Below are 14,140 nucleotides of genomic sequence, written 5' to 3' on the forward strand. Positions count from 1 at the left end.
CGGGCGCTCGGCGTTCGTCGGCTCAACGGGTGGGCCGCCACGGCTCGGCCGAGGCGAGCGGGTCGACCCAGCCGCCGAGTCGGTTCATTTCCCGTGCGCGCAGCAGCGCCCGGGTGACCTGGCCGAACTGCCGCTCGTCGTCGGCGCTGAAGAGCAGCATCTCCGCTCCCCCGTACCATCCCCACAGTTCGTGCGGTGGTGGGCGCCAGCGGTCGCCGACCAGGGCCAGCGCGGCCGGCAGCAGGAACACCGCACCGAGGATGAGGTACGCACCGGCGGTCAGGCGGTGCAGCCCGCCGGTGAAGCCGAGCAGCAGCCCGACGCCGCCGAGCATGCCGGCGGTGATGACGACGGCCCGGACGGCGATCCGGTCGTGCGGACCCCGGATGGTACGCAGATGGGTCAGGTCGGCGACCCGGTAACTGGTTCGGCCGACGGTGAACCGGTCGGCGGTGACGATGATGCCGGGCCGCGCGTAGAGCAGGGTCGAACGGCCGCCTGGCACCGATCGCGGCGGTCGCACACGTGCGCCTTCACGATTCACGGTTCCTCCCGTGGGGACGGGTTGACCGAGGTGACCGGCGGTGACGGCTGCGGCTGTCTGCCGACGGGATTCCCGGCGTCGGCCCCCATTGTGTTGGTGCGTCGCCAGCCGACCTGGGCATTTGCCGGTTGTCGACAGCCACCCCCGCGAGGGACATCACCGGGAAACAGCATCCATTTCAGTTTTTGTCGGGTATGGCGACCAGCGATCCGACGGGATACGCCCGGAACGACGAAAGTCGCATATCCGTCAGCCGGTGGCGAACAGGCCTTTTCACGCTCCCGTAGGTCTCAGCAGCTCCACGCCGCGCAGGAACATGAGCCGCCACTCGCCCAACTTTCGCCCCTGCTTCAACTGCGAGCGACATCCGTCCCGGGTTAGGTTGGGTGCGCCGGTCCGGCTCAGTGCCGTCCGCCCGGATGGCCCCGGCCGGTGTCGCCGAGGGCGTCAGCAGCCCCGGCGGCCGTGGGAGAGGGGCCTTCCGCTCTTGTCATCCCTGAGAAACCTGCTGCGTACCGTGGCGCTGGCCGGCATGTCGGCCGCGCTGATCGCCCCGACGGCGGTGGCGCACGCCGAGCCGTCCCCCGCCGACCTGACCCGCCGGATCGAGACGTCCTCGGCCGAGTTGGAACGGGTCGTGGAGTCGTACAACAAGCTGCGTGAGGAGATCAAGACCAACGAGGCCACGGTGGCCCGATTACAGACCCGCATCGGCCCGCTGGAGCAGCAGGTCGAGCAGAGCAGGGCCGACGTGGCGGAGCTTGCCTCCACGGCGTACAAGAGCGGCGGCCTGCGGACCGCGGACGCCCTGCTGCGTCCCGGCGGGTCCGCCGCGTTGCTGGACCGGCTCGGCACGCTGGACCAGTTGACCCGCCAGCGGCAGGAGCGCATCTCCGGCTTCACTGCCGACCAGCGGCGACTGCTGGACGAGAAGGCCAGCCTGGACGTCACCCTGACCCGGCAGGCAGCGCGGGCCCGTCAGCTCTCGACGGGCAAGAAGCAGATCGAGCAGGACCTGGCCAAGCTGTACGAGCTGCGTCGGCAGGCGTACGGGGCGGCCACCGAGCGACCCGCGCCGAAGGCGGCGGCGGCCGAGGCCAAGAACGTGCCCGCGGTGGCCGGTGACGCCGGCGCCGCGGTGCGGTACGCGTTCGGCGCGGTCGGCAAACCCTACGTCTGGGCAGCCGACGGACCGAACGGCTACGACTGTTCCGGGCTGACCTCGGCGGCCTGGCGGGCGGCCGGGAAGTCCCTGCCACACAACACGCGGATGCAGTGGAGTGCCGTCGCCCACATCGGGCGGGGCGACCTACGCCCAGGCGACCTGGTCTTCTACAGCGGGCTCGGGCACGTCGCCCTCTACGTGGGCGACGGCCAGGTGATCGACGCGCCAAGCGCCGGCCGGAACGTGCTCAAACGGGGCATGAACATGATGTCCATTCAGGGCTACGGCCGGGTCCGCTAGCGGACCCGGCAACGGCGAACGGCCGGCGTCCCCCTATCGGACGCCGGCCGTTCGCCGTTGTTACCGCCAAGCTCAGGCTGCCTGCAGCCCCTCCGCCCGGGCCAGCTCACGCAGCCGGCCGAGGGCCTGGATCTCCAACTGCCGGATCCGCTCGCGGGACAGCGAGAACCGGGACGCGACCTCGGTGAGCGAGTGCTCCCGGCCGTCCTCCAGCCCGTAACGGGCCCGCATGATGCCGGCGGACCGGTCGTCGAGGTGGTTGAGCAGCCCTTCGATGCGCTGCCGCTCCAGGCCGCTGAGGACGATGTCCTCCGGCGACGGCGCGTCGCTGTCGGCGACCAGGTCGCCGAGGCTGGTGTCGCCGTCGTCGCCGACCGGGGTGTCCAGCGAGACGGTGTCCTGCGACCAGCGGCGCAGCTCGTTGACCCGCTCGACGGTGACGCCGAGGGAGGCCGCGATCTGCTCCGGCTCCGGGTCGGAGCCCAGCTCACGGGTCAACTGCCGGGCCACGTTGCGCATCCGGTTGACGTCCTCCACGAGGTGCACCGGCAGACGGACGGTGCGCTCCTGCTGAGCGATCGCCCGGCTGATCGCCTGACGGATCCACCAGGTGGCGTAGGTGGAGAACTTGTAGCCACGCTCGTAGTCGAACTTCTCGACCGCCCGGACCAGGCCGGTGTTGCCCTCCTGGATCAGGTCCAGCATGGGCATGCCCGACCGCACGTAACGGCGGGCGATCGACACGACCAGTCGGAGGTTGGCGCGGATGAAGAGATCCTTCGCCCGCTCCCCCTCGACGACCAGCCACTCCAGGTCGGCCCGGTCCACACCGGCGGGGACGGCTTCCTCACCGAGCAGGTGCTCGGCGTAGAGGCCGGCCTCGATCGCCTTGGAGAGGTCGACCTCCCGGGCGGCGTCCAGCAGTGGCGTCCGGGAGATCTCGTGCAGGTAGACGCCGACCAGGTCGCGCTCCTCGGCCACCTGATCGGTGCGCATGCCGATGTTCTTGTCCACGTTGCCCACGGTCCCCTCGCTCGCGCCGGTTGCCCGGTTCCTAGCCATTCCCCACGTCCGTCAACCCCTGGTAACTTCTGCTGTGCCCATCGGTGCTGACACCTACACAACAGATGAGAAGTGCCGGGGATTCCGTGTGGTGAGTCGAAAGTGTCACGAATGCCTGAGTAGTAGCTGAGAGCACGGTCCACGTTTGCTGTCAGCATCCCGTCGGATGGCTCGCCGCTGGGCACCACGCACGGGTTACACACCATGGCAACACCGCCCGCCGTGGGGGCACAGCGACCCGGGTCACCACCACGCTGCGATCCTGGTCACTGCCAGATACGCGTCGAAGGACCGGTCGGTTCATCCTCGGGGGTGTTATTACCCCCCGGCCAAGTGAACAATCCGAGGGCCCGTTCGCTTCCCGGGCGCGTACGGCCAGGGCGGGTGTCAAAGTCCTCGGTCGAGCCGAGGCGGAGTCCAGGCGGCGGTCCGGCAAGGCTTTGACACACGCCCTACGGGGCGAGCAGTGCGAGGGCCCCGCGTACCTGGTCGGCGGAGCGGGCCAGCGCGGCCCGCGCGGCGTCCACCTCGGCACCGGAGACCAGGGAGACAAGCGCCGTCTTCAGGTCACCGTCGGCCTCGGCGAGCGCCTGCCGGCAAACCTCCTCCGAGCAGCCGGTGGCCTCGACCAGAATCGAGATCATTCGTCCCCGGAGCTTCGCGTTGGTGGCCACCATATCGATCATGAGGTTCGAGTAGACCCGACCCAGGCGCACCATGACGGCGGTCGAGAACGTGTTGAGCACCAACTTCTGCGCCGTGCCCGCCTTCATCCGGGTCGACCCGGTGACCACCTCGGGTCCGGTGTCCACCCCGATGAACACGTCCACCGACCGGGCGGCCTCCGCCTCCGGATTGGCGCAGAGCAACACCGTCGAGGCGCCCTTGGCACGGGCCGCGGCGAGCGCCCCGAGCACGTACGGGGTGCGTCCGCTCGCCGCCAGACCCACCACCAGGTCACCGATGCGCACACAACTGGCCGCCTCGACCGCGCCGGCCCGGTCGTCGTCCTCGGCGTCCTCCACGGCCCGCCACATGGCGTCCGGACCACCGGCGAGGTGGGCACAGAACCAGTGCCGGGGCGAGTTGAAGGTGGGGGCCAGTTCGGCCGCGTCGAGGACGCCGAGCCGACCGGAGGTGCCGGCACCGAAGTAGTGCACCCGGTGGCCGCCGCGTAGCGCCTCGACCGCCAGGTCGACGGTGGTGGCGATCTCGTCGAGCACCCCGGCGACCGCCGCCGGCACCCGCCGGTCCGCCTCGTTGATCACGGTGAGCACGTCCCGGGTCGACATCAGGTCGAGGTCGACGCTCAGCGGGTTACGCCGTTCGGTGGGTGCGCCCACCCGGACTGTCGGGCGGGCGTGCGCTGCTGGCAGGTCTGCGTCCGGTTCCACCGCACCGGCCGTCACGGCCGCCTCCGGTTGGCACCCACCCGGTGCGACTGGACCGCCTCGGCGGTCGACTCCAGGGCCTTGCGTGCCCGAGCCCGGTTGCGGGCCGCCACCCCGACGAAGAGGCAGTCGACAACCGTGAGCTGGGCCAGCCGGCTGGCCGTCGCGCCGGAGCGGTAGGTGGTCTCCCGGGCCGCCGTGGTCAACACGAAGTCCGCCACGTCGGTGATCGGCGAGCGCGGGAAGTTGGTGAGCGCCACGGTGACGGCACCTCGCGTACGGGCCTGCTCCAGCACCTCGATCACGTCGGAGGTCGTGCCGCTGTGCGAGATGCCGATCGCCACGTCGCCCCGGCCGAGGAGCGCGGCCGAGGTCAGCGCGGTGTGCACGTCCGGGAAGTAGAAGGCGATCCGGCCGATGCGGTGCAGCTTCTGCTGGAAGTCCGATGCGACGAACCCGCTGGCGCCGGCGCCGTAGATGTCGATCCGACCGGCGCTGTTGATCGCCTCGACCACCTGCTCACAGACGGCGGGGTCGAGCTGCTCGGCAGTCTCCTCGACCGCGCGGGCGTCGTTGAACGCGATGGTGGCGATGATCTGGGCGAGGTCGGCACCGGGCGGGATGTCGCCGCCGACCACCCGGGCGTCCGGTGGCTCGATCCGGCGGGCGGCCTCGGCGGCGAGCCGGATCCGCAGTTGGGGGTAACCGTCCATGCCGACCGAACGGCAGAACCGGATGACCGTCGCCTCCGAGGTCTCCGCCGCGGTGGCGAGGTCGGTGATGGTCCGCCGGGCCGCGGCGGCCGGGTCGGAGACGACCAGCCGGGCAACCCGCTGCTCGGCGGGCGACAGCGACGGCAGCAGCCCACTGATGTGGACGATCAGCCCACCGGGCTCCTGACTCGCAGAAATCTTCGGACTTTTCGCCACGGATGAAACTTACTTTCACCTGGCGTGAGCGTCAACCATGACTGGCCGGTACGAGGGAAACAGCCGACGGCTGAATCACCGGTCCCGCACAGCCTGCCACTCCCGCAGCACCGCCGCCTCATCCGCCGGGTCCAGTCCCCCCTGCCGGACGGCCGCGGGGTCCGCTGCCATCCAGTTGGCGGTCGCCCGAACAGTGTCCGACAGTGGACGGATCGCCAGCCCGGCACCCAGAGCCGGTGCGGAGTCCCGGTCCATCAGACCACCGGTCTCCGGCAGCCGCACCCAGAGTGGCAGAGCCCGCTCCCCCGACCACTCGCGGACGTCGTGGGCGAGCAGGAACTCCTGGTCCACCCAGGTGAGGACCGGGTCGGCGACGCCCAGCCCGGCGGCCACCCCGTGCAGCAGGTCGGCGCGGGACATCGCCGGCCCGGTGCCGTCGTACGTGCCGGCGAGGCCGGTGCCGGCGGCGTGCAGCAGCCAGCCCGCCAGATCGGCGACGTCCACGAACTGCACCCGGTCGGTCGGCCGACCGGGCGCGAGCACCTCTCCACCTGTCGACAGCCGCCGCACCCAGTACGGAAAGCGGTCGCTCGGGTCCTCCGCGCCGACGATCAGCCCCGCCCGGCAGATGAACGAGCGGTCCACACCCATCCGCTCCCGGACCAGCCGCTCGATGCTCACCTTGCACTCGCCGTACCAGCGGTGGTCCGGGCCGACCGGGCCGTCCACCTCCGGCGGGGCCGGTGCCAGCACCGGCGCGTCCGACGCGGTCTGACCCGGGGTGGTGTTGTCCGCGTACACCGAGATCGTCGACACGAAGGACCAGTGGCCGACCCGATCGGCAAGCGCGGCCAGCGCGTACCGGGCGTGACTGATCTGGCGGGTCACGTCGACCACGGCGTCGAAACCCGCGTCGGCGAGCGGCGCCAGCGCCCCGGGGTCGTCCCGGTCCACGGGCACGAAACGGACCCCGGCCGGTACGGTGCCGGACACCCCCCGGGCCGCACACGTCACCTCGTGCCCGTGCTGGACGGCGAGCCGGGCCGTCGCCCGGCCGAGGAATCGAGTGCCACCGAGAATGAGGATCCGCATCCGCCGATCCTGCGCCCCCAAGGTCCGCCGGAACGACCCACTCTGCCCACGGCAGACCGCGATCATGAAGTTATTGCCACTCACCCCGGCGTGTCGCAGCTATAACCCCATGATCAACCGAAGAGGGGTGGGGTGGGGGTTAGCGTGGGTGCCATGGTTGCTCGCAGTGTTTTGGTTACCGGGGGTTCTGGTGGGCTGGGCGGGGCGGTGGTGGGCGCCTTTGTCGAGGCGGGTTGGCGGGTGGTCGTACCGGAGCGGACCGCCCGGCCCGGGTCGGAGCCGGCGGCGGACCAACTGGTCCGGCTGGTCGCGGACCTGACCGAACCGGAGGGGGCCGCGCGGGCGGTCCAGGCCGCTGCCGACGCGCCGGCCGCGCCGCTGCGGGCGGTGGTCAACCTGGCCGGCGGGTACGCCAGTGGCGGCCTGGTGCACGAGACGCCGGTGGCGGACTTCGAGCGGATGCTCACCGTCAACCTGCGGCCCACCTACCTGGTCACCCAGGCCGCGTTGCCCCACCTGGTGGCGGCCGGCGGCGGCGCGGTGGTCTGCGTCGCGGCGCGCGCGGCGATCACGCCGTTTCCTGGCGCCGCCGGCTACGTGACGGCCAAGGCGGCGGTGCTCGCCCTCGCCAACGCGGTCGCGGTGGAGTACCGGTCCCACAACGTGCGCTGCAACACCGTGCTGCCAAGCGTCATCGACACCCCGGCCAACCGGGCCGCCCAGCCCGATGCCGACCACTCCCGCTGGGTGGCCCCGGCCGAGATCGCGTCGGTGATCCGGTTCCTCGCGTCGGCCGACTCCGCGCCGACCAGCGGCGCCACCGTGCCGGTCTACGGGCGGGCCTGAGCCACCAACGGGTCGCCATCCCCCTCCGCCGGCCCCGCAGACGTCGGCAGCCAGGTCTCCAGGTGCGCCTGGATCTGCTCGGTCACCTCCTGGGCCGGGCGGCCCGCGTCCACCAGGACGAAGCTCGGGTACTCGGGCAGGGCCCGGTAGGCGGTGTCCGCCGCGGTGAGCCAGCCCATCGTCTCGTGGTCGGTGCCGCGCTCCTCGATGCGCCGGTACGCCTCCGCCGGGTCGACCGCGAGCAGGAAGGTCACCTGCGGGGTCGGGAACAGCCGGTAGCCGGCGCGGGCCAGCCGCTCCCAGCGGTGCCCCCCATGCGCGCGGATGCTCGCGTACTGGCAGGCCGAGTAGCGGTCCATCACCGCCGTCCGGCCGGTGAGCAGGCAGGTGACCAGGGCCACGGCGATGGCGAGCCAGCGCAGCACGGACTCCACCGCCAGTACGCCGTCGCGCCCGACGAGCCGCTGGGCGTCCGGCCGTCCGAGCCGATGGGCGAGCCGGCCGAGCCAACGGCGCCCGCTGGCATTGCGTCGGTAGGTGGCGGGGCGCCCGGCGGCCGTCAGTGCGTCGGCCAACCGGTGCGCCTGGGTGGTCTTGCCCGAGCCGTCGATGCCGATCAGGGCGACGGTGCGCAACCGGGCCCCGTCGCGTCGCATCCCCGATGATCTGGCCACCCTCCACAGATTATCCGACCCGCGCATCGGCTCCGCGAGGTTTGTGATGTTTCATCCCTGTTGCCACCTGACCGCGTCTCATGGAGGTGTGGCCGACCGGAATGCCGGGTACGGGAGTCTGAAACCCAAACCGCCGGTACACCAACACGACGGGAGATCCAGATGGCTGAGCGCGGGGACGAGAGTCTGGTGCACACCCTCAAGAAGGTCGCCGCCGTGCTCAAGCAGTCCGAGATCCCGTTCGCCCTGGGCGGCAGCTTCGCCGTCTACGCCCACGGGGGCCACTCCAGTGAGCACGACGTCGACTTCCTGATCCGGGAGGCCGACGTGGAACAGGCCCTGGAGGCCCTGGTGGCCACCGGCTTCGTCGCTCAGCGACCGCCGGAGGACTGGCTGGTCAAGGTCTTCGACGACGGCCGGATGGTGGACCTCATCCACCGGCCGATCGAGACGCCGGTGACCGAGGAGACGTTCGCCGACACGGTCATCCGGCCGGTGGACGCGATCCAGATGCCGGTGCTGTCCGCCACCCAGCTGATGGTGCACAAACTGCTCAGCTTCTCCCAGCACTACTGCGACTTCGCCCGCGGCCTGCCACTGGCCCGGTCGCTGCGGGAGCAGATCGACTGGGATCGGGTACGCAAGGAGACGCAGCACTCGCCGTACGCAGAGGCGTTCCTGGTGCTGCTGGACCGGCTGGAGGTGGTGCCGGCGGTCGGCACCCAGCCAGGAGAGGGGACATCGTGACCCATCATCGCGACATCGGCGCCGGGCCACCACCCGACGAGTACGTCGAGGCGGAGATCCAGCGACTGCTCGCCGAGGACCCCGCCGTCGCCGAACAGGGGATCACCGTGGTCCGACGGGAACGCGCCCTCGTCCTCTACGGCGAGGTGGAGAGTCCGCACCGGCGGGCGGAGATCCTGCGCCGGGTGTCCGAACGCTTTCCTGACGTACCGATCGCCAGCGACATCGGGGTGATCCGCGCCCAGGCGCCCACGGAGATCGAGCAACTGCCCTGAGGGAGGGTTCCATGGTGATCCGGATCGCCGCGGTGGGTGACGTGCATCTGGACGAGGACGTGGTCGGACGGTTCCGACCGGCGTTGGAAGAGCTGCCGGAGTGCGCCGACGTGCTGCTGCTGGCCGGGGATCTGACCCGGCACGGCACCGAGGCCGAGGCGCGCTGCGTGGCGGAGGAGTTCGGTGGGTTGGCCGTGCCGGTGGTGACCGTGCTGGGCAACCACGACCACCAGTGTGACCAGGTGCCCCAGGTGGTCAAGGTGCTCGAGGACGCGGGCATCACCGTGCTGGAGGGCAACGGCGTGGTGTTGGACTGCGCCGGCGGTCGGCTCGGCATCGCCGGCGTCAAGGGCTTCGGCGGCGGGTTCGCCGGGCGGTGCGCGAGCGACTTCGGCGAGCCGGAGATGAAGTCCTTCGTGCGGACCACCACCGACAGCGCGGACCGCCTCGGCGCCGCGCTGCGCTCGCTGGACTGCGACATGCTCGTCGCGCTCACCCACTACGCACCGGTGCCGGACACGCTCGTCGGCGAACCGTTGGAGATCTACCCGTTCCTCGGGTCGTACCAGCTGGGGCAGGCGATCGACTCGGCACCCACGGCGCTGGCCCTGCACGGGCACGCGCACGCCGGCACCGAGCGCGGCACGACCCCCGGTGGGGTACGCGTACGCAACGTCGCGCACCCGGTGATCAAGCAGGCGTACAGCGTCTTCCACGTGGGCGATCAACTTGACACCGACCAGGTTTCCACGATCAGTCAGTCGGGTATTCAGAGGTCATGGAGCTGATTCTTTGGATTCTCGCAGTCGTACTCGTGGTCGCCGGCATCCTCGCGCTGTTCCGCCGGCAGATCCTGTGGGGCATCGTCCTCATCGTTGTCGGGCTGTTGGTCGGCCCGGGTGGTGTCAGCATCTTCAATTAGCGTTCGCACGTCGTCATAACCGGGACCCGTCGGGGTCGCCGCGACCGGAGCTCCGTCCTCCCGACAGGAGCACCGGCCGGGGCGATCCCGGCGCTTTTTTGTGGGCGGTCGTGCCGCCGTCGACGGTTTGAGCGGACGCCGCTGGGAAATTATCTCGACCATGGAGATAACTCAGATCGCCTCGAGGACCTCCGGACGGCGACGGTGGTGGGCCCTCTTCGGCTTCGCCGCGGCCGTCTTCGTCGCGGCCGCGATCGGCGGGCTGGGGGTGCAGGGCACCACCGACGAGTACGCGAGCCTGCGGCAGCCCGACTGGGCGCCGCCCTCCTGGCTGTTCGGGCCGGTCTGGTCGCTGCTCTACGCGCTGATCGCCGTGGCCGGCTGGCTGGTGTGGCGGCGGGTCGGCTTCTCGGCCGCCCTCTGGGCGTGGACCGCGCAACTGGTGCTCAACGCCATCTGGACCCCGCTGTTCTTCGGCGCGGGACAGTACGGTCTGGCGTTCGCCGAGATCGTGGTGATGTGGCTGGCGATCGGGCTCACCGTGGTGCTGTTCGCCCGGGTGTCCCGGGTGGCGGCCGCACTGCTGCTGCCCTACTGGGCCTGGGTCACCTTCGCCGCCGCGTTGAACCTGTCGATCTGGCAGCTGAACTCCTGACCGACAGGTCCCGGCGGCGCCGACCGCCGGGACCGTGGCCGTTCCCAAGTCAGCAGCGGGGCACGCCGGGGATGTAACCGTCCGAGCCGGTGTACACGTACGCGTCGGCGATGTACCTACCGGAGCCGATGCGGTCCCAGATCGAGCTGGTGCCGTACGTGCCGGTGACCGTGGTGCCGCTGGTCTGGCAGGCGATGGTCACCCGGGTGCCGTCGGCGACGGTGCCCACCGAGGCGTACCCGGTGCCGGGGCCGGAGCGGACGGTCAGCGGGGTGCCGCTGGTGTCGACCGTGCCGTTGCCGCTGCCCGAGGAGCACCCGTTGTCGCTGGTGTAGGTCTTGGTGCCCCAGTAGAGGCCGAGGGTGCCGTTGAAGCGGACCTGGATGTCGCTGCCGTTGAGGCGCTGCTCGTAGTGCAGGTGAGGGCCGGTCGAGCCGCCGGTGCTGCCGACCCAGCCGAGCACCTTGCCGTAGGCGACGGACTGCCCGACCGAGACGTTGAAGCCGGTCAGGTGGGCGTAGTAGGTGCTGTAACCGCCACCGTGGTTGATTCGGACATATTTGCCGTAGCTGGTGCCGCCGAGGTCGGTCACCCGGTCGACGGTGCCCGGGGCGCTGGCCACCACCGGGTCGCCGACGTCATCGGTGCGATTGAAGTCGACGGCGTACGCCGGGCTGTGATCCGACCTGGTCTGGCCGGACCAGGACTGGCCGCACGGGAAAGGCACCTTGAAGGTCGGCGCGGCCAGCGCCGGGCTCGCCGGCACCAGTGCTCCCCCGACGAGCAGACCCGTCGCCAGCAGGCTCATCCACCGCTTGCGCATGCAGCTCCTCCTATGTCGAAAACCTTCGATCCGGTGCGTCCAGCCTGACAGATATCGTCAATCTTCGAAAGAGTCCAGGATTCGGGACAGCAGCGCGCCCACCAGGCAGCTCGCAGGTTTCCGGATTGTTACTCGCTCGTGTCTGACAGGGGGTGGACCGGAGCGAATGCAAGCGCTTACATGTGTGCACGCCCAATCGGACCGGCGACGGGTCACCAGCACGACCGCGCCGGCTAGGAAGGAGGACGGCATGGCGGTCTTTACCAGACCACGCCAGGCCTTCGTGATCGCCGGCGTACTCGGGCTGGCGCTCAGCGCCACCGCCTGCGGTACCGGCGACGACAAGAAGAGCAACAACGCGGGCTCCGCGGAGTGCGCCCCGTACGACAAGTACGAGGGCCACGACGGCAAGAAGGTCTCCATCTACGCGTCCATCCGTGACGCCGAGGCCGACCTGCTCCGGACCTCGTGGAAGACGTTCGAGGACTGCACCGGTATCGAGATCGACTACGAGGGCAGCGGCGAGTTCGAGGCGCAGCTCCCCGTCCGGGTCGACGGCGGCAACGCCCCCGACATCGCCTTCGTGCCCCAGCCCGGCCTGGTGAAGCGCTTCGCGGACGCCGGCAAGCTGAAGAACCTGAGCGCCGACACCAAGGCCCTCGCCGAGCAGAACATGCCGGCCGACTGGCTGAAGTACGGCACCGTCAACGGGACGCTCTACGGCGTGCCGCTCGGCGCCAACGTGAAGTCCTTCGTCTGGTACTCGCCGAAGACGTTCAAGGAGAAGGGCTGGGAGGTCCCGACCACCTGGGACCAGCTCATCACCCTGAGCGACAAGATCGCCGCCAGCGGCATGAAGCCGTGGTGCGCGGGCGTCGAGTCCGGTGACGCCACCGGCTGGCCGGCCACCGACTGGATCGAGGACGTGCTGCTGCGGACGGGCGGCCCCGAGGTCTACGACCAGTGGACCACCCACGCCATCCCGTTCAACGACCCGAAGGTCGTCGACGCGGTTGACCGCGCCGGCAGCATCCTCAAGAACGACAAGTACATGAACGGCGGCTTCGGCGGCGTCAAGAGCATCACCACCACCGCCTTCGGCGACGCAGGCCTGCCGATCACCACCGGCAAGTGCGCCCTGCACCGACAGGCGTCGTTCTACGCCAACCAGTTCCCCGAGGGCACCAAGGTGGCCGAGGACGGCGACGCGTTCGCCTTCTACCTCCCGGCCATCGACCCGGCCAAGGGCAAGCCGGTGCTGGGCGCGGGCGAGTTCGTCGTCGGCTACGCCGACCGCCCCGAGGTCCAGGCGGTGCAGACCTACCTGGCTTCGGCCGAGTACGTGAACAGCCGCGCGAAGCTCGGCAACTGGGTCACGGCGAACAACAAGCTGGACATCGCCAACGTGGCCAGCCCGATCGACAAGCTCTCCGTCCAGATCCTCCAGGACAAGACGGGCACCTTCCGCTTCGACGGATCCGACCTGATGCCGGCCGCCGTCGGCACGGGGACGTTCTGGAAGGGCATGGTCGAGTGGCTGAACGGCAAGCCGACCGCCCCGGTGCTCCAGGGCATCGAGAGCAGTTGGCCTAAGTGATCCCGGCGGTGGCCCGGTCCGCGCTCGCGGGCCGGGCCACCGGCCGAGGTGGACCCGGAAGGGAGGGTTGATGAAGTTCGACTTCGCCGATCAGCAGCCGAAGTTCCTCATGCTGATGTACGGGCTGGTCGCCTTCGTGGTGGTCGTTGGTGGTCTGCTCCTGCTGCTCGACGTGGTGCCGGCCTGGTTCGCCCGTCGGCGGGAGGCACAGCTCGTCGCCGCCTCCGTGGGCGGGGGCCCGCTGCCCCGCCGACCCAAGCAGCGGGAGGGGCTCTTCGCGTTCTTCTTCCTGCTGCCGACATTGCTGCTGCTCGTCATCGGCCTGGTCGTGCCGGCCATTCGCACCACGCTGCTCTCCCTGATGGACGGAAGCAGCACCAACTGGGTGGGTCTGCGCAACTACGGCTGGATGTTCTCCGACGACTCGATCGTCCGGGTCCTGATCAACACCCTGGTCTGGGTGCTCCTCGTCCCGTTGGTGGCGACCGGGTTCGGCCTGCTCTACGCCGTACTCGTGGACAAGGCCCGGTTCGAGGCGGTGGCCAAGTCACTGATCTTCCTGCCGATGGCCATCTCCTTCGTGGGCGCCAGCATCATCTGGAAGTTCGTCTACGCCTACCGGGGTGACGGCGACCAGATCGGTCTGCTCAACCACATCGTGGTCAGCCTCGGCGGCGAGCCGAAGCAGTGGCTGCTGGAATCGCCGCTGAACACGCTGCTGCTGATCGTCATCATGGTCTGGATCCAGGCCGGTTTCGCCATGGTGGTGCTCTCCGCCGCGATCAAGGCCATCCCCGGCGACATCGTGGAAGCCGCCCGGCTCGACGGCGTCAGCCCCTGGCAGATGTTCTGGCGGATCACCATGCCGAGCATCCGGCCGGCGCTGATCGTCGTGGTCGTGACGCTCACGATCGCCACGCTCAAGGTCTTCGACATCGTCCGGACCTCGACAAACGGCAACTACGACACCAGCGTGATCGCCAGCGAGATGTACAACCAGGCGTTCCGGTACGGCCAGAACGGGCAGGGCTCGGCGCTCGCCGTCTTCCTCTTCATCCTGGTCATCCCGGTCGTGATCTACCAGATCCGCAACCTCCGTCAGCAGCGGGAGGGCTGAG

16 protein-coding genes are annotated in these 14,140 nt (G+C 70.1%); 9 read left to right on the plus strand and 7 right to left on the minus strand.

The features are described from left to right. Positions 1-22: 22 nt before the first annotated feature. Complete coding sequence (locus tag AB0C25_RS15970; RefSeq protein ID WP_357373700.1) at positions 23-505, minus strand: DUF6232 family protein; 483 nt, start codon at positions 503-505, stop codon at positions 23-25. Between the two features lie 526 nt (positions 506-1,031). Between AB0C25_RS15970 and AB0C25_RS15975 the strand changes: the two genes are divergently transcribed. Then, positions 1,032-2,009: an NlpC/P60 family protein gene (locus AB0C25_RS15975; protein WP_357373702.1), complete on the plus strand. Its 978-nt coding sequence runs from the start codon at positions 1,032-1,034 to the stop codon at positions 2,007-2,009. A 72-nt stretch (positions 2,010-2,081) separates the two neighbouring features. Here the strand turns inward: AB0C25_RS15975 and AB0C25_RS15980 are convergent, their stop codons facing one another. The 4 genes from AB0C25_RS15980 to AB0C25_RS15995 form a co-directional block, all read right to left on the minus strand. Continuing rightward, positions 2,082-3,071 (minus strand): sigma-70 family RNA polymerase sigma factor, encoded by a 990-nt coding sequence (locus tag AB0C25_RS15980; RefSeq protein WP_357254735.1) that lies wholly within the window; start codon positions 3,069-3,071, stop codon positions 2,082-2,084. Between the two features lie 452 nt (positions 3,072-3,523). Then, complete coding sequence (murQ, locus tag AB0C25_RS15985; RefSeq protein WP_357373704.1) at positions 3,524-4,480, minus strand: N-acetylmuramic acid 6-phosphate etherase; 957 nt, start codon at positions 4,478-4,480, stop codon at positions 3,524-3,526. Beyond that, entirely contained in the window at positions 4,477-5,391 is a 915-nt protein-coding gene (locus AB0C25_RS15990; protein ID WP_357254739.1) for a MurR/RpiR family transcriptional regulator, read from the minus strand. Before AB0C25_RS15990 ends, murQ begins: the two co-directional genes overlap by 4 nt. Before the next feature lie 75 nt (positions 5,392-5,466). Beyond that, a complete protein-coding gene (locus tag AB0C25_RS15995; protein WP_357373706.1) occupies positions 5,467-6,483 on the minus strand; it encodes an NAD-dependent epimerase/dehydratase family protein in 1,017 nt (338 codons plus the stop codon). Between the two features lie 153 nt (positions 6,484-6,636). On the opposite strand from AB0C25_RS15995, the gene AB0C25_RS16000 reads away from it, so the two are divergent. Beyond that, on the plus strand, positions 6,637-7,329 hold the full coding sequence (locus AB0C25_RS16000) for an SDR family NAD(P)-dependent oxidoreductase (RefSeq protein WP_357373708.1): 693 nt from the start codon (positions 6,637-6,639) through the stop codon (positions 7,327-7,329). Here the strand turns inward: AB0C25_RS16000 and AB0C25_RS16005 are convergent. Further along, positions 7,314-8,003: a thymidylate kinase gene (locus tag AB0C25_RS16005; RefSeq protein ID WP_357373710.1), complete on the minus strand. Its 690-nt coding sequence runs from the start codon at positions 8,001-8,003 to the stop codon at positions 7,314-7,316. The two genes, AB0C25_RS16000 and AB0C25_RS16005, sit on opposite strands and share 16 nt — an antisense overlap. Positions 8,004-8,165: 162 nt before the next feature. Between AB0C25_RS16005 and AB0C25_RS16010 the strand changes: the two genes are divergently transcribed. The 5 genes from AB0C25_RS16010 to AB0C25_RS16030 all read left to right on the plus strand — a co-directional run bounded on the left by AB0C25_RS16010 (position 8,166) and on the right by AB0C25_RS16030 (position 10,602). Next, the gene (locus tag AB0C25_RS16010; RefSeq protein WP_357373711.1) at positions 8,166-8,750 is read left to right on the plus strand and encodes a nucleotidyltransferase; all 585 of its coding nucleotides are present in this window, start codon (positions 8,166-8,168) and stop codon (positions 8,748-8,750) included. Then, the gene (locus AB0C25_RS16015) at positions 8,747-9,025 is read left to right on the plus strand and encodes a hypothetical protein (protein WP_357254748.1); all 279 of its coding nucleotides are present in this window, start codon (positions 8,747-8,749) and stop codon (positions 9,023-9,025) included. Before AB0C25_RS16010 ends, AB0C25_RS16015 begins: the two co-directional genes overlap by 4 nt. Positions 9,026-9,036: 11 nt before the next feature. Further along, positions 9,037-9,813, plus strand: a complete 777-nt coding sequence (locus tag AB0C25_RS16020; RefSeq protein WP_357254750.1) for a metallophosphoesterase — start codon at positions 9,037-9,039, stop codon at positions 9,811-9,813. Further along, positions 9,804-9,947, plus strand: coding sequence for a GPGG-motif small membrane protein (locus tag AB0C25_RS16025; RefSeq protein ID WP_007464364.1), 144 nt, complete (start codon positions 9,804-9,806; stop codon positions 9,945-9,947). The genes AB0C25_RS16020 and AB0C25_RS16025 overlap by 10 nt, the downstream gene beginning before the upstream one ends. A gap of 160 nt (positions 9,948-10,107) precedes the next feature. After that, positions 10,108-10,602: a TspO/MBR family protein gene (locus tag AB0C25_RS16030; RefSeq protein ID WP_357373713.1), complete on the plus strand. Its 495-nt coding sequence runs from the start codon at positions 10,108-10,110 to the stop codon at positions 10,600-10,602. Between the two features lie 49 nt (positions 10,603-10,651). On the opposite strand, the gene AB0C25_RS16035 is transcribed toward AB0C25_RS16030, so the two are convergent. Continuing rightward, the gene (locus AB0C25_RS16035; RefSeq protein WP_357373715.1) at positions 10,652-11,425 is read right to left on the minus strand and encodes a peptidoglycan DD-metalloendopeptidase family protein; all 774 of its coding nucleotides are present in this window, start codon (positions 11,423-11,425) and stop codon (positions 10,652-10,654) included. Between the two features lie 250 nt (positions 11,426-11,675). On the opposite strand from AB0C25_RS16035, the gene AB0C25_RS16040 reads away from it, so the two are divergent. Then, a complete protein-coding gene (locus AB0C25_RS16040) occupies positions 11,676-13,022 on the plus strand; it encodes an ABC transporter substrate-binding protein (RefSeq protein ID WP_357373717.1) in 1,347 nt (448 codons plus the stop codon). A 70-nt stretch (positions 13,023-13,092) separates the two neighbouring features. Beyond that, on the plus strand, positions 13,093-14,139 hold the full coding sequence (locus AB0C25_RS16045) for a sugar ABC transporter permease (protein WP_357373719.1): 1,047 nt from the start codon (positions 13,093-13,095) through the stop codon (positions 14,137-14,139). Position 14,140: the final 1 nt, after the last annotated feature.

Origin of the sequence: Micromonospora sp. NPDC048839, assembly GCF_040649915.1 — a bacterium.
In the GTDB taxonomy this organism is placed as follows: Bacteria; Actinomycetota; Actinomycetes; order Mycobacteriales; family Micromonosporaceae; genus Micromonospora.

What these genes read in the sequence shown, in the direction of transcription:
- AB0C25_RS15995 (WP_357373706.1), bottom strand. Translation starts at nt 6,483, where the DNA reads ATGCGGATCCTCATTCTCGGTGGCACTCGATTCCTCGGCCGGGCGACG.
- AB0C25_RS15980 (WP_357254735.1), bottom strand. Translation starts at nt 3,071, where the DNA reads ATGGCTAGGAACCGGGCAACCGGCGCGAGCGAGGGGACCGTGGGCAAC.
- AB0C25_RS16035 (WP_357373715.1), bottom strand. Translation starts at nt 11,425, where the DNA reads ATGCGCAAGCGGTGGATGAGCCTGCTGGCGACGGGTCTGCTCGTCGGG.
- AB0C25_RS16000 (WP_357373708.1), top strand. Translation starts at nt 6,637, where the DNA reads ATGGTTGCTCGCAGTGTTTTGGTTACCGGGGGTTCTGGTGGGCTGGGC.
- AB0C25_RS16025 (WP_007464364.1), top strand. Translation starts at nt 9,804, where the DNA reads ATGGAGCTGATTCTTTGGATTCTCGCAGTCGTACTCGTGGTCGCCGGC.
- AB0C25_RS16040 (WP_357373717.1), top strand. Translation starts at nt 11,676, where the DNA reads ATGGCGGTCTTTACCAGACCACGCCAGGCCTTCGTGATCGCCGGCGTA.
- AB0C25_RS16020 (WP_357254750.1), top strand. Translation starts at nt 9,037, where the DNA reads ATGGTGATCCGGATCGCCGCGGTGGGTGACGTGCATCTGGACGAGGAC.
- AB0C25_RS16010 (WP_357373711.1), top strand. Translation starts at nt 8,166, where the DNA reads ATGGCTGAGCGCGGGGACGAGAGTCTGGTGCACACCCTCAAGAAGGTC.
- AB0C25_RS16045 (WP_357373719.1), top strand. Translation starts at nt 13,093, where the DNA reads ATGAAGTTCGACTTCGCCGATCAGCAGCCGAAGTTCCTCATGCTGATG.
- AB0C25_RS16030 (WP_357373713.1), top strand. Translation starts at nt 10,108, where the DNA reads ATGGAGATAACTCAGATCGCCTCGAGGACCTCCGGACGGCGACGGTGG.